Below are 19,206 nucleotides of genomic sequence, written 5' to 3'. Positions count from 1 at the left end.
TCCTCCTTCCTTCTTCCTTCTTCCTTCAAATGGTAACAACTCGTAAATTTTCACTCTTACTCCTTCCTCCTTCCTTCTTCCTTCTTCCTTCAAATGGTAACAACTCGTAAATTTTCACTCTTACTCCTTCCTCCTTCCTTCTTCCTTCTTCCTTCAAATGGTAACAACTCGTAAATTTTCACTGAAACGACAGCGATCGCTAGAATTACTTCTTCGTCTAAACCGTCTCTATCCTGATGCTACTTGTACTCTGACTTATCAAACCCCTGTTCAGTTACTTGTAGCTACTATTCTTTCTGCTCAATGTACTGATGAACGAGTTAATAAAGTTACGCCTGCTCTATTTCAAAAATTCCCGGATGCTCTAGCACTGGCAAATGCAGATATTGAAGAACTAGAAAATTTAGTGCGTTCTACAGGATTTTATCGCAATAAAGCTAAAAATATTAAAGCTGCTTGCCAAATGATTATTGAGAAGTTCAACTCTCAAGTGCCAAAGCAGATGGAACAACTTTTGCAGTTACCTGGAGTAGCAAGAAAAACAGCTAATGTTGTTTTAGCTCATGCTTATGGAATTATTGTCGGGGTGACAGTAGATACTCACGTTAAACGGTTGAGTCAACGGTTGGGTTTAACTGAACATTCCGATCCAATTAAAATTGAGCGAGATTTAATGCGGTTGATACCTCAACCTGATTGGGAAAATTGGTCAATACGATTAATTTATCATGGTCGGGCAGTTTGTAAAGCGAAAAGTCCTGCCTGCGATAAATGTTCATTGGTTGATTTGTGTCAATATAGCAGGGAATAGGGAATAGGGAATAGGGAATAGGGAATAGGGAGTGGAAAAAACATTTTCGTTGTCTAAGATTATCATTATAAGATTTTACCCTTAGTAATTGTCAAAACACAAGAAAATTAGGGGGTTTGGAGACCAAACCCCTACAGTATTGAATTGTACCTATGCTACTGGATTCGATCTAATAAATTTGGGGAAACAAAAAATTTTATGGTATTATAAGAGATTGGGCAAATAACCTAAAATTAAAGATACCAACTATTTTGTTATTTTTGGAGGAATAAAGTAATTAATCATGGCTAAAAAGAGCATGATCGAGCGTGAGAAAAAACGCAAAAAATTAGTAGAAAAATATGCCGAGAAACGTGAAGAGCTAAAACAGCAATTCATGGAGGCAGAAGATTTAGAGGAGAAAATAGAACTCCATCGTAAACTACAGAGACTACCTCGTAACAGCGCTCCTAATCGTGTCAGAAATCGTTGTTGGTTAACTGGACGTCCCAGAGGGTATTATCGGGATTTTGGACTTTCTCGTAATGTTATCCGAGAAATGGCCCATGAAGGTTTATTACCAGGAGTTGTGAAGTCTAGCTGGTAGAGGGAATGGATAATTGATAATTGATAATGGATAATTGATAATGAAAACTATCTCCTCTAATTATCAATTATTTAAAGGAGAGGCTTTAAACCTAGATTCGATTAATTATCAATTATCAATTTAGGAGTTACGCAAAGCTAGTATATATGGAGTTCAAAAACTATAACGTTATAGTTTTTAACGCTATATATATGGTCTAGTGCGTAAGTCCTACAATTATTAATTATCAATTATCCATTATCCATTATTAATACTATTGCCCACAACAACGTTCTATGCCAAGACTATCTAATAGTAAGTCACTAACGGCATTGGCGATCGCAAACTCCCCATAAAAACTCTGGGAAAAATCAAAGGCTTGCATTTCTGTAACAATGGCAATGACTAATGAACCTAAATCATTTTCCCCTTCCATGCGATGGCGAACAAAAATTTGGGCTGCTCTTTTGGCAATATCTTCGTTCACTTTTTCAGGAATAAACTCTTGATTAAGCCACTTATGTAAAGAAGCTTTTAACCATTGGCCCTCTTCTTGGGGGTTTTGTGCTGTTGGTAAAGTAATTGCTTGGATTGGTTCAGCCATAATTCTAAAGTTTATATTATAAATTGTTAATTGTAATTCCATGATAGAATATGATATTGATTCAATCATACAAGGATATGCTCAAGGCTACTTCCTCATGGCAAATGATGGAGAGAATAGTTTGGGGTGGTATGGTAGTCGTAAACGGGCCTTAATTCCTTTGGATGAAAGATTTCGCTACCCACGGTCACTACGTCGTGTGATTAATCAAAATCGTTTTACTGTTGCTGTTAATAGAGATTTTGAAGCTGTGGTTGAAGGTTGTGCAGATCGAGAAACAACTTGGATATCTGGGGAGCTGAAACAAATTTACAAAGCTTTAAATGAAGCGGGATATGCTTATAGTTTTGAGACTTGGCAAGGGGATGACCTTGCTGGTGGAATTTTAGGTATAGTGATTGGTGGGGGTTTTATTGGGGAGTCGATGTTTTTCAATATTCCAGAGGGGTCGAAGGTGGCGATGGTAAAGTTGGTGGAGCGACTCCGGGAGCGACAGTTTGTTTTTTTTGATGCTCAGATGAATAACCCCCACTTGGAAAGATTTGGAGCTTATTCTATCACCGATAAAAAATATAAAGCACTTTTGAAATTAGCGTTAACTCGTGGATGCAGTCTTCAGTAATTATATAAAATCCGGTTATACAGTAATTGCAAAACTACTTCTTCATTCGGTCTGGGAAACCCGGACTGCTGTTTCGTGTGAGGTGATGTTCTCCCCCTGTGTTGATAACAACAAATATCTACTGTAGTGATAATATATGAACTACCCCGCCGTGTAGACGGACGGGGTTTCTAAGTCCCCGTCAACACGCGTCCGAACTTTGAGATTTTGAGCGCTTCATTGTGCGCTGGCATATTTACACATTATTTTTTGTACACCTTTTCGCTTACTGGGCTTAGAAGCTTGAAATTGTAAATACCTGAGCGCTCATTGCTATAGCCCGGCTTTCATCCCGACGCTCCCTTTCAGGAGAGCGCGGGACTTCCCTGGCGGGAAGTTAAATAACTATGGGGTTATTGACTGTAAATGCACTACCCACAATTTTAACATCAGAGTTATCTTCGATAATATTGGCGAGACTAACCTTATCAATATTCTTATCAAGAATGCCTTTAAGTTCCTGGAAATACTGATCGTTTTCAAAATAAAAGCGATCGCCATCCCGTAAATTACTAAATTGCTCGATAATGATGGCACTAATTGTCTCACCAACCACTCCACCATTAACATCCTGTTCGGCTAATCCACCAATCCAAAGATCCACATCATCAATGGAATCATACACCGATGCAAATTTAGCAGCAAGCTCGCTGTCTCCTCCTGTTAATTCATCAAAGTCTGTATAAGGCGATAAACCGATAGCATTACGAAATGTATTAATATCAGCTACACCATTCTCCCGTCCCCGTTGAATATTAAGAGAGGCTAAGTCAAAACCACCAGCCCCAGGACGACCAAACAAGAAGTTACGAACATCATCAATCAGTAAATTATCAACTTCTTGGGCTTGTTGGGATTCTAACCCTTTCAATAAAGAATCAACTCCATCCTCCATAATTTTGCCAGGTTGAAAGAAAGCATCCCGTAGAGCAACCGCTTCATAGCTTCCATCCTCTTCCACTTGTAAGAGTTGAGGAGAAAGCATGGTATGACCAAAGCGGAAAACACCAGTGGAGAATTCAGTGAAAATACCAGGATCGACGGTTTCATCATAACCCGTATACTTATCAAGAACATTCTTTCCTAAGAGGAAGGGTAAAAATTCATTATAGGTAATGGTCTGAATTTCTGCCCCAACTAAACGGCGGGCTGATTCATAGATAAAGTCACCACGACTTAACCCAGACTCTTCAAACAGTTCATTCAGTTTGTTTGCTTTTCTTCCCTTCCCATTGTCTAAAACATCAGCAGTTTTTTGTGCCAAGCGGTTATGTTCTCTAACAAAAAGGGTGTGAACAGAAATTAAGCCTAATTGTTCATTAACACGGATATCCCCGGCAAGAAAGTTACCATCACTATCAGTAGGCAGTAAAATCTCCCCATCAGGACCGATGCTGGTGGCTAGTTTTCCAGTGCCATCATTAGCTCGCAAAGAAAGGGCCGTTGCTTCATCGGAACCATAAACCATAGAACCATCAAGAAACGCTGTAATTTCGTTAATCTGTTCACGGGGGTTTGTGGTTCCGGTGGCAGGATCGAAAATAGAACGAGTTAAGGGTATGGTTTGAGTTCCTGTGCCAAAAGGATCAAAATCTGGATCGCCTGTAGGAACTGGAATAGGAAATGAGTCCCCTGAAGTGTCGGCTTCTGTTAAACTGATGTCATGATCGATAAATTGTCCCCACTGCCAAAACCAGTCAGAAAGTTTAAAGTCGTTGGCAATAGATTGTTCTCCTTGATCGGCGATCGCATTACTGACTTCCCGCGCACTAGGAAGTTCAAGGGGCGTAGTTAGTCCACCACCTCTTGGTTCAGATAATTCATCTTGGTAAGCTTCAGGACCTAAGCGTAATAATTGAGTGTATCGAGTGCCTTTTTCTGTTGCACTACCAAATTCAGGGTTTTGAAGATTATTATTTAAACCATTAATAGTGCGAAAGGTATTTTCGGCAATAACATCATCCCAGAGCAAATCATAGGTATTCCCTGAAAAAGTACCATCCCCTGAAGTAACTTGGATATAATAAGTTCCTGCTTTGTCAACAGTAAAATCAATTATTTCATTATCATCTAGAGAATTTGAAGAGGCAATTTCATTTCCTTTTCGATCAAAGAGAAATAAATCAAGATTTCCTTCATTATGGTTAAAGGTTAACTCGACAAAGATATCTAAAGAGCCTTCTGTGGCTTCAATTTCATAAAAGTCATTATCTAAAGCAACTCCCAGCCCATCAATGTCGCTCAGAAGAGTCTGTTCATTCTTTTTCAAATTAAAAGCTTTTCGAATACGATTATTTTTTTCGTAATTATCGTCCATTTTTGTATTTTATAATGTTGATTGGCATCGCCAAAATTACAGCCTACATTCCATAGAATCAGAATATTTCCCGAAGGGATATCGGGAACGATTAATGGTACTTAGACATTTGGTAGTGCATCAAGAAAGTGTGGGAATGATTTAAGATGACCATTGTCCCTCAAAACTTTCACTGATACTTTCATCGATACTTTTAAGATAATAGTGCTAATAACAAAAATAAATCAGCATCTTTACCAAATCTTCATCAAGTTAAAATATGTAAATATAATATATTAGTTTTTCACATACTTCTAAATTCTAGATAAAACAAGAAAAGTTTCCATAACTTAACAATACTAAATGGATACAAATTTACGGCGACGGTGTTAAGGATTTATCGTAGAAACCGGGTTTCTTTAAACTATAAAATTATCTTTTCCCTTCTTCCTTATTCCTTCTTCAACTATTTAATTTTCTGCTCTGTAACTAAGGTTGAACTTACCCATTCTCCTTTGTCATTGTAACTACGAATAATTCGTTGACGAAGTTGGGGTTCAATTAACCAACCAATTTCAAAAAATAAAGCTTTTCTCAACTCAATTTTCACAGGTAAAGTAGCAGAAGCACCATCAGGAAGTAACAAGACTTTTACAGGTTGAGAACTTTGGTCAAAGTGTAAAATTGAACCTTCAATTATAGCAGTAGAAGTAAGAGTTTTAGGATTAGTATCACCGAAAGTAATTTGCTGAACTAATCTACCTGTATTATCAATATTTAATTCCATTTTAGTTGGATAAGTATCGGGTTCCCGCAAGTCAGGATACATAGTAATTGCTTCTCCCTGCCATTTTCCTAATAAAGCATCTACAGTCAAAGGAAGATTTTCTGAAGCATCTGTTCCAGCTCTTTTTTCTCGAATTAAAGTTAATTTATCAAAATTGCCATCTTTGTCAAATAATTCGACTAAACGTAGACGACGATTTTTATTAACAAAACCAAACTCAGCACCATTAATTGAAAAAGGTGCTATTTGAATTACTCCTTTAGAAAAAGCACCATTTTCAAAAAATAAAAGGTTTCTACCTAGAGTTTGATATTCACTTACTATTTCATCAACTTTTGACTCAGGAGTTTTGGCAAAAGAGTTAAAGCGACGTAGTGTTAAACGTACTTTTTTATTTGCTTCATCCAGACTTTCTAAAATCAGAATACTAGGTGTATCTTTCAATATTTCTCCCTGAGCAGAAATTTTAGTAAATGAACCGTGCCATTCACCAAGATTTTGTAGAAAATTTTCCCATTGTGTTTTCATATTTTTTAAGTAGTTGTGCTTTGAGAAATTTGCGAGTTGAGAGAGGGAACAGGGAGTTAATAGGATGTTTCAATAATTAGTAATTACCTCTTAATTAAAAAGGAGAGGATTGCTTTATCGGAACTTTTTTTCTTTTTTTATCCCTGAAAGGAGATGCTTAAAACCTGAATTTTTCGGTAATTAATTTTGCTTATGAACTTAGTAGATTTTTGTGATTTTTTATTCTTTTTTTGACTACCCCCCCACTCCGTCTTATTAATGGATAATTAATAAATTCCCTACTCCCTATAAATATTTTTCTCATCAAAACTAATTCTACCTGGACCAAAAGACGCCACCATTAAAAGTCCTCCCATTAATCCAAGATTTTTCATAAAGGCAATTTCTTGAGCAGGATCTATAAAAATATTATGAAAAATCAGATTAGCTGGAATTAAAAATCCTACTAATGCAAGTGCCCCATAACGAGCTTTATAACCAACTAAAACAGATAATCCACCTATTAAAAGAACAATAATTGTTGGAATTAATAACCAACCAGGAACTCCTGAAGATTCCATATATTGTTGAGTACCTGCTCCTCCAAAAATTTTACCAATACCAGATTTAATAAAAACGGCAGAGAGGAATATTCTACCTAAGAGGGAAGTCCACGGCTGTAAATTGTTCATATTGTTCGATCAAAAAAATACAGTTTTCTTCAATCATTTTAATTGATGTTGGTAAATCCTATTGATTTAATAAAAATTTAATCTTCAATCATCCCAGGAAATATTTAATACCATTTCTCAAAAACTTTTCTATATTTAGTTGAGCATGGGAGTGTAGGGACGTTGCATGCAACGTCCGTACCTGAGAAGTAAACATAAGAATAATTAAGGTTAAATTAGCTTAAATTAGCAAAAAGGTGATTTATCCTGTATAAATTACTTAATAGCTGAAGTCTTGCCTAAGTATAGTATTAATGCCTGGGAATTGGTATAACTTAATTGATAATTATAAGTTTACTTAAATCAAAATAGATAACTTTGATTTTTTAGAGGTGTGAGTAGGAATTTGGTAACTATCCTCCCTGGGGGAATAGGTTAGGTGGAATCATAGAATACCAATCTGAAATTCTTATCCCTGTTCATCATTCTTAGTAATTGCTGTTTCCTAATTCCCAGATATTTTCCGCACAATCAGACTGAAGACTACTATATAATAAGTATAAATATAATAGGCCAGAAATTGATGTTAATTACCTGGTCATTAAGTTGAGATTTTTTAGAGCTTTAGTTTTATGAAAAAATTTGCTTTATTTATATCTGTTGCTTCAGTTCTTTTTACTAACAACTTAGCTTTCGCAGGAGAATATGGCGCTAAATGTCTCCATATAGCTAGTGGTAAAATGAGAGGATGTATCGTTTTTGTGTCAACCAGACAAAATAGCTTTGAAATGAATTTTAGGTCTGACAAATATCAAAAGGATAATCTAAGATTTAGAGGTGATAAAATTGTTGAGATTTCCAGTGGGGAACACGCTCAAAAAAGAACAAAAGAAACTATTGGAGCAAGTTTAGTTTTAGGTCCATTGGGAGCATTAGTTGGTTTGGCTAAGGAAAAACGGACTCAATTTGCAATTGAATATACAGATCCTAAGGGCAAAACAAATATCGCTTTGATTGATATTAAGACAAAAGATGGTGTGTCTTTAGGACAAGATTTAGAAAGTTTGACTGGTGTAAAAATTAGGACTACAGAAAATCCTCAATAACAGACATCTCCGAAAAATAAATAAGTTGCGATCAAATAATAAAAAATTTGATTTTAAACTCTCAATAAAGATTTAGGCTAAATTCTGATAAAGAGGAGTGATTATTATGTCTAATGACAAACCAACAGAGGCAAAATTCAAGTTTTTAGATATTGCTGCTAAATTAATATTGATTTATTTAATCCTTAAATTGATAGCTTTTCCCGTTATTAGGACAGGAGTAAATGTCATACAAAGTTTAGTGGAGCAAGAGACAATTTCTACTGATTTTACAATACCTGATTTGACATTCCCTGATATTATTTTACTAATCATTATTTTCTTATTTCAGCCACAAGCAGGGAAAATATTTAAAAGTTTGGACTTATCACCTGGGAGAGTTAAAGCTACATTCAAAAAATTAGAAGATTTAGAAGTTAAAGTAGATAAAACTAAACAGGATATAGACCAATTTCAACAACAGCAAATTGATTTATTAACAAAACAACAAGAAGAAATGGAAAAGTTACAACGGTTTATGTACCGATTACTTCTCGCACCCAAAGAAATTGAAAAACTCAAAGGTCTTAAAGAAAATAGTGAAAGTAATACACCATTCAAATTTTATGTTAGCAAGGATGCGGCTTCAGAGTTGAGGCGTTTAAGAGACTCTAAACTAATTAAAATAAAGTCTCCATATCGCTACGTCGCCGATTTAGAAAAGGTGAGTAATTATGGTAAGACAGAACAAGATTTTATAGACTTAACTGAATACTGTAAAATCACTGAAGTAGGGGAAGAATTTTTAACTAAGTTAGAAGAATTAACTAATAAAAAGGACCTAGATACTTCTTCAATAGATATCTCTATCAAATAAACTTGCCCTTTATTTAGCATAAGCTAGAGTTGTTAGTTGTAACTTGCAAAATCATTTATCGTACCTTTTTTATCAAAATATCTCCCCTGTGGGATGTTGCTTACTCTGGCCAAAAATCCATATCTTTATTCAGAGATGTCTAATAACGAATTCGGAATTCAGAAGTTAAATTCTTACTTTATTATTTTGATAAAACTATTCTGAATATTCACAGAATATTTTTGAAGTTGTTAATTATTTTGCTGAAATTATGAAAAATAAATTAATTAGTTTTGTATCTGCTTTTTCATTAGTTTTTCCTATTAATCTTGCCTTAGTAAGAACTCACGGTGCTTACTGTTTAAATCAGAATAGTGGGGAATTAAAACCATGTGAAGTTACTATAGATACGGATGCTGGAACTCTAGATGCAGAGTTTAGGAAGGAAGAATTTCAAGATGGTAATTTTACTTTAAAGAAACAGGATATTACAGAAATTTCTACAGGACAGTATGCTAAAAGTCAAGTAGAAAAAAGTGTCGCGAAAGGTCTTCTTTCTCCTATCGGTGGGATAATTAGTGCTATAGATAAACAAGCGAGAGTTCAAATAGCAATTCTTTATTGGGATAAGGAAAATAATCAAAATGTAACTATCGTTGATATCCGTAGTAGAGATGCTCTGTTGTTTAGAACAGACCTGGAACTTATGACCGGATTAAAAATTAAGAGATAAATGGAGAATTTAGAATTTAGAATTCAGAATTTAGAATTAATGTAAGCATTCAGCTCTTAGCATTTAGCTCTCAACTTTTTTAATAACTTATAGCTTCTAGCTGATGTCTGAATGCTTACGATTTTTTTGAATGCTTAATTGATTCATAATTGTTGGGAAATTTGGTAATTTTAGTATGGAGGAGAGATGATTTTTTATAACTGATTGAAATCCCTACTAACAAATAATAATATAAATTATCCCATATTGACAAAATAGAGATAGTAATCATCACTATTAAATTCATTGATTAATTATAGCAACCCTAAATAGGTTGCGGGTAATTAAAAGGTAAATAAAAAAGTTGAAACTTTCACCTGTTCCCTGTTCACTGTTCCCTAAAAAGCAGTAAGATTTTTGCCACAAATAAAATAGGATTGCTATATTAAAGATAAACTTTAAAATAATCTAAATAATAACGAATGATATCAATGATAATTGATAAAATATGACATTATTTTTTGTAAAAATATGATAAATTAAAAAAACTGGAAAAAATATATATTATCTCCTAATATTCAGTTAATATTGAGGTTAATTTTGATTTAGAGGGTATAATTGAGGATATAATTTATGACTCCAGAAACAATAGTTAAACAGTCTTTAGAAACACCTGGTGGATATACAACATTTAGTGCTGACAACTTCAACGCTTATGTAATGAACACTTACGGGCGTTTTCCCATTGCCCTCGAACAGGGAGAAGGTTGTCGCGTTTGGGATACTGAAGGAAAAGAATATTTAGATTTTGTTGCTGGAATTGCTACCTGTACTCTCGGTCACGCTCACCCTGTGATGATGGCAACAGTGTCAGAGCAAATTAAAAGATTGCATCATGTATCTAATCTATACTATATCCCAGTTCAGGGAGAATTGGCACAGTGGTTAATAGAACATTCCTGTGCTGACAAAGCATTTTTCTGTAATTCTGGAGCAGAAGCTAACGAAGGAGCAATCAAATTAGCTCGAAAATATGCTCACGAAAAGTTAAATATCGAAAATCCTACAATTTTGACCGCCCATGCTAGTTTCCATGGAAGAACTCTGGCAACTATTACTGCAACTGGACAACCGAAATATCACAAAGGTTTTAGTCCATTAATGCCAGGATTTTATTATGTACCCTACAATGATATTACTGCTATAGAAAGCGCGATCGCCGAATTAGACAAAGACAAACGGCAAGTTGCAGCTATTATGTTAGAAGCACTCCAGGGAGAAGGAGGTGTGCGCCCTGGTGATGTAGCTTATTTCCAAAGAATTAGAGAAATTTGCAACGAGAAAGGTATTCTTTTAATATTAGATGAAGTACAAGTAGGAATGGGTCGCAGTGGCAAACTTTGGGGATATGAAAATCTTGGCATTGAACCAGATATTTTCACTTCCGCTAAGGGGTTAGGAGGGGGTATCCCCATCGGCGCAATGTTATGTAAATCTCACTGTGATGTATTTGAACCAGGCAGTCATGCTAGCACTTTTGGCGGAAACCCTTTTGCTTGTGCGGTAGCGTTGGCGGTTTGTCAAACTTTGGAACAGGAAAATTTATTGACAAATGTACAGCAGAGGGGAGAACAGTTGCGAGTAGGATTAAATGCTATTGCAGCCAAATATCCTAACTTATTTACCGAAGTGCGCGGTTGGGGTTTGATTAATGGTATAGAGTTAAATGCAGATATAGAATTGACTTCTATTGATATAGTTAAAGCTGCCATGAATGAAGGTTTGTTACTTGTGCCTGCGGGTCCAAAAGTTTTGCGGTTTGTGCCTCCACTGATAGTTACTGAAACTGAAGTAACCGAAGCTATGGATGCTTTGGCAAGAGCGATCGCTAATACTGAAGTCAGAAGTTAGAAGTCAGAATTAGTCCAGTAGTGGCGTGACACACCTAAAATGTTGCAATAGTAGGGGCGGGTTTCTCCCTTAAATTAATGAGTTTTCACATTTGATTATATAAACCCGCCCGCAATGATGCAACGCACCATTTTATCTATGTCGGCTTAGTAGGAAGTTTCTGTAGAACATCTCTACAAACGTTGTGGTTATTTGGTTTAGGTGGAAAGTTGGAAAATTTATCAAAATAATGACTTATAAAATTAATCATAAATTCAAACGATTAAAAATATGGCTAGTAGTGGGAGTAGCGATCGCCCTCCTCTCTATTTCCCTAAGCACAATATTTACCTCTCCAACTCCAGTCATCGCCAAAGCTACACCAGAAAAAAAAGAAGTGCGGGGAGTCTGGATAACTAACGTTAGTAGTAGCGTATTATTCGCCCCGTGGGCAATTAATCGCGCCCTCCGTCAACTTTCTCTACTCAATTTCAACACTGTTTATCCTGTAACCTGGAACCGAGGTAACACCTTTTACCCCAGTGATGTCGCCAAAAGAGTCATAGGTCAACCTCAAGACCAAACTCTTACTACATTTCGTCTTGGTCAAGATGTACTCAGAGAAATATTTAAACAGTCCCATCGCCAAGGTTTACGAGTTATCCCTTGGTTTGAATATGGTTTCATGGCTCCCATCAACTCTTTATTAGTCAAACGTCATCCTCACTGGGTAACAACAAGTCTTGACAAAAATAGAAATTTTTCTGAGGGTTTCTTTGAATTAGAGTTAAAAGATTTGCTCCCAGAATCAGATGAACAGTCTTTATTAACCCAATTGCAGCAGTCGCTCTCCATCTACAATGTCTGGCTTAACCCCATTCATCCCCAGGTGCAAAACTTTATTCAAGACCTAATATTAGAGGTTGTAAAAAAATACGATGTCGATGGAATTCAAATAGACGATCGCTTCGGAATGCCAGTACAATTTGGCTACGATCCGGTTACAGTTCACCTTTATCGAGAACAACATCAGGGCAAAATGCCTCCAGAAGATTTTACAGATCCAGAATGGATGCAATGGCGGGCAAATCAAATTACTGCCTTTATGGAAAGACTTTATAAATCTATCAAAGCTATTAAACCCAACTGTATTGTGTCTGTATCTTCTAATCCTTATGATTTTGCCTACAAATTATATCTACAAGACTGGCAAACTTGGATCGAGAGAGGCTTAGTAGATGAATTTATTTTGCAGGTGTATCGAAACGATCTACCCTCATTTGTAGAAGAGTTGGAACAACCTGCCGTCAAAAATGCTAAAAATAAAATTCCTTTCAGTATTGGTATTCTCACAGGGACTATGAAAACGCTAATGAAAATTGAAAAAGTTCAACAACAGGTAAAAGCAGTACGCGATCGCAATTTTGCTGGAGTATCTTTTTTCTATTGGGAAACTTTATGGAGTTATATGACTCCAGACTCACCCCAAGAGCGACGTTTTGAGTTTAAGAAAATGTTTCCTACTGCTGTATCTCGTCCAAGGCTTGGGAGTGTGGGGAGATAAGGAGTGTGGGGAGTGTGAGAAGATGGGGAGATGGGGAGGGTGGGGAATGTGGGGAAATTGAAGTAATGATAGACATATATTAGACATATCCGATAATCAAATCATATCAAATTCCCTTGCTACGGTTCCTGAGAAATCGGAGTCACAAGAAACCGGGTTTGTGGGAGGTCAATTTTAGTATTGTAGGGCATTTGATACAAACCCGGTTTCTCTGCTTTTTTACACCGATGCTACCAGATTTGATATCAATTATCCCACATAAATAATCAATTATTTCCCCTACTCCCTACTCCCTATTTATTAATATTAAAGTAGCTAGAAAATTTATTTGATGTCACTCACCAAGTTGTATTATCATCCTTCCCACACCAAACCCCAAAAAATTAGATGGGGTTTTTGGTTGCAGTGGATATTTTTCACTGTTGTTGGTTTTTTCCTCAGCTTAATATTTATTGAGGTAGGTGTGAGACCTTATATTGGGGCCTTATCAGGAGCTATAGGTGGAGGTGTTATTGGATTAACACAATGGTTGGTGCTGAGAAATCTGATTTTCCGCAGCAAATGGTGGGTGGTGGTGAGTATTGTAAGTTGGTTATTAATTGGGGCAAGTAGTTTAGGAGCATTAGGTTGGATAGCTCCACGAACAGAACAAATTTGGCTGAGGTTGTTTCACGGATTTATTAATGGTGCTATTGTGGGGGGGATTTTGGGATTAGGTCAATGGTTTGTCCTGAGGAAGCAAATCTATCAGGAGGACTTGTGGGTGATTGCGAATATTATTGCTTGGGCAATTGGTTTACCTCTGGGTTGGTTAGTCGGTGGCTTGGTTTATGGAGCGATCGGTTTATTTATTGGTGAGGTGATCGGTTTATTTGTAACGTGGTTTTTTGTGGCTGCAATTACAGGTATTGCTCTAATGCGTTTATATTCAGATCGGTAGATCAGTTATCAGTTATCAGTTATCAGTTATCATTAAGGGAGCAAGATGCTCCCACTATTTCTTTGACAAAAAAAATAATTACAATAACAGGACTTACCCATAACCACCACATCTTGTAGAGCTGATATCAAATCTGGTAGTATTGGTATAAAAAAGCAGAGAAACCGGGTTTGTCTCAAATGCCATTGTAGGGACGTTGCATGCAACGTCCCTACCATTGACCTCCCACAAACCCGGTTTCTTGTGACTCCGAGGTAAGCGGATTTGATATGATTCGCGTTTGCGAAGCATTCCGCAGGAAATCACCCCTACAGATAGCGTATAATTCAACATTTTGCGTAAGTCCTGAATAAATTACGATTACAATCCACCATCACTAAATTTTGTACTAATTTTATCAACTTTTTTTAAATTTCTAATAAAAATCCTGGCTTAACACCACCTTGAAATGTTGCAATTCCCACTAAACCATCACGGGATTCAAAAATTAATTTAGCTGAAGATTTTTCTTGGGGAGAAATAACATTAAGTACAGCACCATTGGTTAATTGATTTATCTTTTTTGCTTCTAATCCTCCCAACCAAATTTTTGCTTGATTACCTTTTACTTCTATAACTACTCCATTAGCAACAGGATAGGAATTTTCGGTCAAATATATAGCTTGACTATCTAATTTAGTACCTGTCTTAACTTCATAAAATGGATTTTGTTCTAACCTAGATGGAATTTGTTTATTTGTATAAGCGATCGCCTGTTCTGGCGTACCTGTTTCTTGCCATAAATATTGTGTAAATAAATAGCTAAAAATTCCGGCATGAAAATCAATAATTTTTACATCTTTTGCTGTTTGAAAAGGTTTAGCAGAAGCAAAAAATATTCCTTTTGCTACACCACTTTGATAACCTTTCACAAACTCATCCTTAGACATATCCAGCCGAGATAACCACTTTTCTTGATCAGCCTTTTCTTGTGGAGAAATTTCTATTTTATTTCCACCAGCACGAGAACGAACAGTAAAATCTCTAGTTGTCATCCCGGAAAAACAACTATCAAGAATTCCGGTAAAATTTTCTGTCTTTAAAGCTGATGTGAGTAGAAACAAAGTATGTCCCATAATATTATCAACTACACCACCAAGATCGGCATTAGGAAAAGAACTATCGACCGGAACTAATGTACCACTTAAACCACTACCATCCATTAAAGAAGTCTGCACAACTGGATTAGGATCTCTGACACGGGAACCATGCCCAGAATAGTGAAAAACTACCACATCTCCTGGTTTAGCTTGTTTAATTAAATGTTCTTCAAATGCTTCTAAAATTCCTTGACGAGTCGCTTTTTTATCAGTCAGAATATAAATATCTTTCGGATTAAAACCAAAACGATGAATTAGGAGATGACGTTGCATTTCAGTATCATGTACACAACCTCTTAATGGGGATTTTTGATATTCATTAATTCCTACTAATAAAGCAAGTTTGCGGGTGGTACTTTGAGCTAATACTTTGCCATAATTTTCCGCTTGGGATAAAAATTTCAATTGACTTATGCCAAGGGTAGCAAGTATTGAACTGGCAAATTGGAAAAAGTTACGGCGAGAGATAGGATACATTTTAAATAATTTCTTTTTTTTAGATTTTATGAGTATTATAGCAATCCTAAATTAAGTTATAACATTTTATTGTAGGGGTTTGGTCTCCAAACCTTTAAAGCTATATTTTATATTTCAGCTAAAAACGTAGGTTGGGTAGAACAAACTGTTAGTGGAGCTTCCCATGCTGCGCAATGCTAACGCAAACAACAAAACCTACAATTATTGTTAATTATTTTAATGCTTAAATCTCTACAGAATTTTCTGCTAACCACCTTCCTAGAGATTCTTGATTTTCTTCTCCACTTGCTAGTTGTTCCATCATTCTTACAACTTCTGGTTCGGGTACTTCTAGTAAATAATTATTAACCAATAAAAAAGTTGCCATAACTGCAAAAGCTGTTCTTTTATTTCCATCAATAAAAGGATGATTTTTAGCTAAACTATAGCCATAAGCTGCTGCAAGTTCAAATAAATTTTGCTGACCATAAGTAAATCAATGTCGGGGTCTAGCTAAACTAGCAGACAGTAAATTTTCATCTCTAATTCCTTGACTTCCTCCATGTTGAATAATTTGGTCTGCATGAATAGCTTTAGCAAGAGTTTCATCTATCCAAAAACGTTCTTTCATTGAGCTAACTCTCGCAAAGCATTTTTATACTTTTCACTGATTTTTTGATAAGCATTCATTGCTTTTTCAAAATTAGCTTTGTTAGTCTGATTAATTTCTATTTCTTGAGTTTCATAATCTTCTGGTATAAGAATAATAACTCGAACATTTGTAGGAGTATTTATTTCTAGAGGATGTTCTAAAATTAGATTTCCCGTATCATCAATTTTTCCGTTAATTTCTATTGCTTTCATAGTGATTATATAAATTATTTAGTGATTATTATAACTATTCTAACATCAAAGTATCTAGTAGGGTGTGTTAGCGGAGCGTAACGCACCGTTGGCTATTTTAAGCTTGACACGCCAGTAGGGTGTGTTAGCGGAGCGTAACGCACCGAAAGCACCATTTTATACAGCACATTTTAGTCCAGTAGGGTGCGTTAAACGATAAAAAAATCATAGATGTAAAAACGATATAACAATCTGTAGTAACGCACCATTTTAGATGTGTCAGTCCACTACAAATATCTCTCTTTTAAGAAACCGGGTTTGTGGGAGTTTAGATATTAGTATGGTGGAGCATTTAAAACCAACCCGGTTTCTATGCTTTTTGACACCGATACTACCAGATTTAATATAATTTTCTTTCGGTGCGTTACGGCGCAATCTATTCTGTTATAAATAATATATTCCTAATAATAGCGCCTAACGCACCCTACTGGACTGTTTCACCTAAAATAGTGCATTAGGGAGTAGGGGAGTAGGGGAGTAGGGGAGTAGGGGAGTAGGAGAGTAGGGGAGAAAGATTGTTGTTTGGTTTCGTCCCTCAACCCAACCTACATCTATTGCATCATTTAAGATGAAACAGTCTACTACAAATATCTACTTTGCTTATTCTTACTTTTGACTTTTGACTTTTGACTTTTAACTTTTAACTTTTAACTTTCTTTCCACTCTCCCTGCACAACAAATGGTGCCCAATAATAGGGGGAATTCCAATTCTCTGAACTCAACATTTCTAACTGAGTTTCTCTCATTGACTCCACAGGATTTTTCCCTTTTTCTAATATTTTCCGATAATAATTTTGCATTAATTCAGATGTCGAATTATCCTCAACACTCCATAAACTTACTACTACTCGTTTAGCTCCTGCATACATAAATCCTCTGGTTAAACTTACTAATCCTTCCCCTCTTATTTCTTCCCCAACTCCCGTTTCACAAGCACTTAATACTACTAATTCTGCTGGCATTTCTAAATTAAATATATCGTTTAATTGTAGAAAACCAGGTGTTTCTTTGCCAGTTTCATCATACAAAGAAAGCACTAATCCTGATAATTCTGGTTGACTTTCATTTAATAGTCCGTGGGTGGCTAAATGTACTATTTGATATTGGGATAAATCGGGATTTATTGCTGTTTTACGATTGGCATCGAAGTCTAATGATAGTAGTTCTAAATTGTCAGGAACTAATGCTAATATTGCTTCGGCTTCTTGACGAGTTGCTTCTAGACGATTGAATGATGAACCGATAAAATCTTCTAGGGAACGAGTTAATGCCATTGCGGTTAAATTATTAGTTTCTGTTTCTTTTTTTGCTTGAGAAGCTGTTGGAAATCTGGGGTCGTTATCTGCAAATACTGGGTCAGCAATAACGGCTACTTTTTTGGGTGCGGGGGTTCTGCCTTTGACTTGTTCTCTGAGAATATCAATACTTGAAGATGAGGGTAAGGTGACTATTTCATGGTTGACAATTAGGGGTTGATAATTTTGACCCCCCTCATTCCCCCCTGCAAAGGTGGAGGCAGAATTTCCCCCCTCTCCTTGCACTAGAGGGGTTGGGGGAGAGGTTAAAGGTAAAGCTGCAAAGGGAATGGTCTGTAATATTCCATCTCCTACTATTAATAGTCGTTTATTTCCTAATTTATTGGCTACAGGCAACAATAATATTTTACTTAATTTATTTCCCATTTCTGGCACTGGAGAAAGGGAGATTATTTCTTCTCTAAATTGTCTGGCTAATTCTTCTATTTCGGATTTTTTCGGTAGTTCATAACTGCTAATTTCTGTGGGGGTTACTAACCATAAATAACTGGCATCTTCTCCCAGAGAATATTGTAAAAGTATGGTATCTTTGTCGATAACTTGTTGTTGAATTTCTGAGGCGGTGAGGGGTTCTGGATATTTGAGGTTGGCGTAACGAGGGCTGTTTTGTTTGATTTTGACTTCTAGTTGTTGGAGTTGGTTGCTGAGGGTTTCTATTTGTTGTTTGAGTTCGTCGGGGTCGTATCCTGGGGTGTTGAGTTGTCGCGCTTGATCTAATGTGTTGAGTTTTTGTAGGAGTTGTTTTTCTTGGGCGAGAAGTAGGGGGTCTACTCCAGTCTTGATGTCAGCTCCTGATTCTGCTAGGATGTCTAATAAACTTCTCGCGCGACTGCGTTCGCTGGCGTTTAATGCTTTGCTGTCATAACCTTCGTTGGGGTTTTGTTTGTGGAGTTGCATTAGGAGGTTGATGTAGAATTGATAGTAATCTTGAACTGTGGCGAAGTAGGATGTTCGGAGGTGTTGAGCGACTATTTTGGTGCGGAGGTCTTCGATTATTTCTAGGGATTTTTCTATGAATTTTAGACTTTCGGTGAGTTTGCCTTGGTCTCGTTTGAGCCAAGCGATGTTAAAAAGAGTGGTTGCTTCTCCACCTCTATCCCCTACTTGCCGATGTATAGGTAAAGCTTGCTGTAAGTAATTGAGAGCTGTTTCTTTTTCTCCTAAGCTATCGTAGACATGGCCAATATTATTGAGAGTTGTTGCCACACCACCCCTGTCCTCTACTTGTCGTCTTATAGGTAAAGCTTGCTCGTAATAATTGAGAGCTGTTTGTTTTTCTCCTAAGCTATCGTAGACATGGCCAATATTATTGAGAGTTGTTGCTTCCGTAGCACGAGCGCCTACTTGCCGAAGTATAGGTAATGCTTGCTGTAAGTAATTGAGAGCTATTTGTTTTTCTCCTAAGCTATCGTAGACATGGCCAATATTATTGAGAGTTGTTGC

At 36.3% G+C, this 19,206-nt stretch carries 17 protein-coding genes and 1 pseudogene; 9 read left to right on the top strand and 9 right to left on the bottom strand.

What is annotated here, in order from left to right:
* The first annotated feature begins 157 nt into the window (after nucleotides 1-157).
* Both nth and rpsN read left to right on the top strand, forming a co-directional pair.
* Nucleotides 158-811: an endonuclease III gene (gene nth, locus ACP6PK_RS16950; RefSeq protein ID WP_426561066.1), complete on the top strand. Its 654-nt coding sequence runs from the start codon at nucleotides 158-160 to the stop codon at nucleotides 809-811.
* Nucleotides 812-1,094: 283 nt separating this feature from the next.
* Nucleotides 1,095-1,397 carry a 30S ribosomal protein S14 gene (gene rpsN / locus ACP6PK_RS16945; protein WP_094671973.1) on the top strand — a complete coding sequence of 101 codons (303 nt, stop codon included), beginning with the start codon at nucleotides 1,095-1,097 and terminating at the stop codon, nucleotides 1,395-1,397.
* Nucleotides 1,398-1,650: 253 nt separating this feature from the next.
* On the opposite strand, the gene ACP6PK_RS16940 is transcribed toward rpsN, so the two are convergent.
* A complete protein-coding gene (locus tag ACP6PK_RS16940) occupies nucleotides 1,651-1,980 on the bottom strand; it encodes a hypothetical protein (RefSeq protein ID WP_094671977.1) in 330 nt (109 codons plus the stop codon).
* A 40-nt stretch (nucleotides 1,981-2,020) separates the two neighbouring features.
* Between ACP6PK_RS16940 and aat the strand changes: the two genes are divergently transcribed.
* Nucleotides 2,021-2,602, top strand: a complete 582-nt coding sequence (gene aat / locus ACP6PK_RS16935; RefSeq protein WP_426561064.1) for a leucyl/phenylalanyl-tRNA--protein transferase — start codon at nucleotides 2,021-2,023, stop codon at nucleotides 2,600-2,602.
* A 376-nt stretch (nucleotides 2,603-2,978) separates the two neighbouring features.
* On the opposite strand, the gene ACP6PK_RS16930 is transcribed toward aat, so the two are convergent.
* From ACP6PK_RS16930 to ACP6PK_RS16920, 3 genes are all read right to left on the bottom strand, one after another.
* Nucleotides 2,979-4,958, bottom strand: coding sequence for a peroxidase family protein (locus ACP6PK_RS16930; protein ID WP_426561062.1), 1,980 nt, complete (start codon nucleotides 4,956-4,958; stop codon nucleotides 2,979-2,981).
* A gap of 445 nt (nucleotides 4,959-5,403) precedes the next feature.
* Nucleotides 5,404-6,252, bottom strand: a complete 849-nt coding sequence (locus tag ACP6PK_RS16925; RefSeq protein WP_094674512.1) for a DUF3598 family protein — start codon at nucleotides 6,250-6,252, stop codon at nucleotides 5,404-5,406.
* A 278-nt stretch (nucleotides 6,253-6,530) separates the two neighbouring features.
* Nucleotides 6,531-6,923, bottom strand: a complete 393-nt coding sequence (locus tag ACP6PK_RS16920; RefSeq protein WP_094674515.1) for a DoxX family protein — start codon at nucleotides 6,921-6,923, stop codon at nucleotides 6,531-6,533.
* Nucleotides 6,924-7,534: 611 nt separating this feature from the next.
* On the opposite strand from ACP6PK_RS16920, the gene ACP6PK_RS16915 reads away from it, so the two are divergent.
* The 6 genes from ACP6PK_RS16915 to ACP6PK_RS16890 all read left to right on the top strand — a co-directional run bounded on the left by ACP6PK_RS16915 (nucleotide 7,535) and on the right by ACP6PK_RS16890 (nucleotide 13,949).
* Entirely contained in the window at nucleotides 7,535-8,008 is a 474-nt protein-coding gene (locus ACP6PK_RS16915) for a hypothetical protein (RefSeq protein ID WP_094674517.1), read from the top strand.
* Nucleotides 8,009-8,114: 106 nt separating this feature from the next.
* A complete protein-coding gene (locus ACP6PK_RS16910; protein ID WP_094674519.1) occupies nucleotides 8,115-8,864 on the top strand; it encodes a hypothetical protein in 750 nt (249 codons plus the stop codon).
* A gap of 250 nt (nucleotides 8,865-9,114) precedes the next feature.
* The gene (locus ACP6PK_RS16905) at nucleotides 9,115-9,576 is read left to right on the top strand and encodes a hypothetical protein (protein WP_426561058.1); all 462 of its coding nucleotides are present in this window, start codon (nucleotides 9,115-9,117) and stop codon (nucleotides 9,574-9,576) included.
* Between the two features lie 612 nt (nucleotides 9,577-10,188).
* Entirely contained in the window at nucleotides 10,189-11,466 is a 1,278-nt protein-coding gene (locus tag ACP6PK_RS16900) for an aspartate aminotransferase family protein (protein WP_094671777.1), read from the top strand.
* 229 nt (nucleotides 11,467-11,695) lie between these two features.
* The gene (locus tag ACP6PK_RS16895; protein ID WP_426561054.1) at nucleotides 11,696-13,009 is read left to right on the top strand and encodes a glycoside hydrolase family 10-like protein; all 1,314 of its coding nucleotides are present in this window, start codon (nucleotides 11,696-11,698) and stop codon (nucleotides 13,007-13,009) included.
* A 331-nt stretch (nucleotides 13,010-13,340) separates the two neighbouring features.
* A complete protein-coding gene (locus tag ACP6PK_RS16890; RefSeq protein ID WP_094675653.1) occupies nucleotides 13,341-13,949 on the top strand; it encodes a hypothetical protein in 609 nt (202 codons plus the stop codon).
* Between the two features lie 407 nt (nucleotides 13,950-14,356).
* Here ACP6PK_RS16890 and ACP6PK_RS16885 read toward each other — a convergent pair whose 3' ends face one another.
* From ACP6PK_RS16885 to ACP6PK_RS16865, 5 genes and pseudogenes are all read right to left on the bottom strand, one after another.
* Nucleotides 14,357-15,565, bottom strand: coding sequence for a caspase family protein (locus tag ACP6PK_RS16885; protein WP_426561052.1), 1,209 nt, complete (start codon nucleotides 15,563-15,565; stop codon nucleotides 14,357-14,359).
* Between the two features lie 223 nt (nucleotides 15,566-15,788).
* Nucleotides 15,789-16,016, bottom strand: a pseudogene (locus ACP6PK_RS16880) (type II toxin-antitoxin system death-on-curing family toxin); the annotation flags it as partial.
* Between the two features lie 24 nt (nucleotides 16,017-16,040).
* Nucleotides 16,041-16,175 (bottom strand): hypothetical protein, encoded by a 135-nt coding sequence (locus ACP6PK_RS16875; RefSeq protein ID WP_426561050.1) that lies wholly within the window; start codon nucleotides 16,173-16,175, stop codon nucleotides 16,041-16,043.
* The gene (locus ACP6PK_RS16870; protein ID WP_094675649.1) at nucleotides 16,172-16,408 is read right to left on the bottom strand and encodes a hypothetical protein; all 237 of its coding nucleotides are present in this window, start codon (nucleotides 16,406-16,408) and stop codon (nucleotides 16,172-16,174) included. Before ACP6PK_RS16870 ends, ACP6PK_RS16875 begins: the two co-directional genes overlap by 4 nt.
* Nucleotides 16,409-17,094: 686 nt before the next feature.
* A partial coding sequence (locus ACP6PK_RS16865; RefSeq protein ID WP_426561048.1) for a CHAT domain-containing protein occupies nucleotides 17,095-19,206 on the bottom strand: 2,112 nt, incomplete at its 5' end.

Source organism: Dapis hubbardiae BLCC-M172 (assembly GCF_050016015.1).
Taxonomy (GTDB): domain Bacteria; phylum Cyanobacteriota; class Cyanobacteriia; order Cyanobacteriales; family Microcoleaceae; genus Trichodesmium.
This window is presented reverse-complemented; position numbering and strand designations above follow the sequence as displayed.

Excerpts from the sequence above, each read along its gene's own strand:
- nth (WP_426561066.1), top strand. The coding sequence starts at position 158 with ATGGTAACAACTCGTAAATTTTCACTGAAACGACAGCGATCGCTAGAA.
- rpsN (WP_094671973.1), top strand. The coding sequence starts at position 1,095 with ATGGCTAAAAAGAGCATGATCGAGCGTGAGAAAAAACGCAAAAAATTA.
- ACP6PK_RS16940 (WP_094671977.1), bottom strand. The coding sequence starts at position 1,980 with ATGGCTGAACCAATCCAAGCAATTACTTTACCAACAGCACAAAACCCC.
- aat (WP_426561064.1), top strand. The coding sequence starts at position 2,021 with ATGATAGAATATGATATTGATTCAATCATACAAGGATATGCTCAAGGC.
- ACP6PK_RS16930 (WP_426561062.1), bottom strand. The coding sequence starts at position 4,958 with ATGGACGATAATTACGAAAAAAATAATCGTATTCGAAAAGCTTTTAAT.
- ACP6PK_RS16925 (WP_094674512.1), bottom strand. The coding sequence starts at position 6,252 with ATGAAAACACAATGGGAAAATTTTCTACAAAATCTTGGTGAATGGCAC.
- ACP6PK_RS16920 (WP_094674515.1), bottom strand. The coding sequence starts at position 6,923 with ATGAACAATTTACAGCCGTGGACTTCCCTCTTAGGTAGAATATTCCTC.
- ACP6PK_RS16915 (WP_094674517.1), top strand. The coding sequence starts at position 7,535 with ATGAAAAAATTTGCTTTATTTATATCTGTTGCTTCAGTTCTTTTTACT.
- ACP6PK_RS16910 (WP_094674519.1), top strand. The coding sequence starts at position 8,115 with ATGTCTAATGACAAACCAACAGAGGCAAAATTCAAGTTTTTAGATATT.
- ACP6PK_RS16905 (WP_426561058.1), top strand. The coding sequence starts at position 9,115 with ATGAAAAATAAATTAATTAGTTTTGTATCTGCTTTTTCATTAGTTTTT.
- ACP6PK_RS16900 (WP_094671777.1), top strand. The coding sequence starts at position 10,189 with ATGACTCCAGAAACAATAGTTAAACAGTCTTTAGAAACACCTGGTGGA.
- ACP6PK_RS16895 (WP_426561054.1), top strand. The coding sequence starts at position 11,696 with ATGACTTATAAAATTAATCATAAATTCAAACGATTAAAAATATGGCTA.
- ACP6PK_RS16890 (WP_094675653.1), top strand. The coding sequence starts at position 13,341 with ATGTCACTCACCAAGTTGTATTATCATCCTTCCCACACCAAACCCCAA.
- ACP6PK_RS16885 (WP_426561052.1), bottom strand. The coding sequence starts at position 15,565 with ATGTATCCTATCTCTCGCCGTAACTTTTTCCAATTTGCCAGTTCAATA.
- ACP6PK_RS16875 (WP_426561050.1), bottom strand. The coding sequence starts at position 16,175 with ATGAAAGAACGTTTTTGGATAGATGAAACTCTTGCTAAAGCTATTCAT.
- ACP6PK_RS16870 (WP_094675649.1), bottom strand. The coding sequence starts at position 16,408 with ATGAAAGCAATAGAAATTAACGGAAAAATTGATGATACGGGAAATCTA.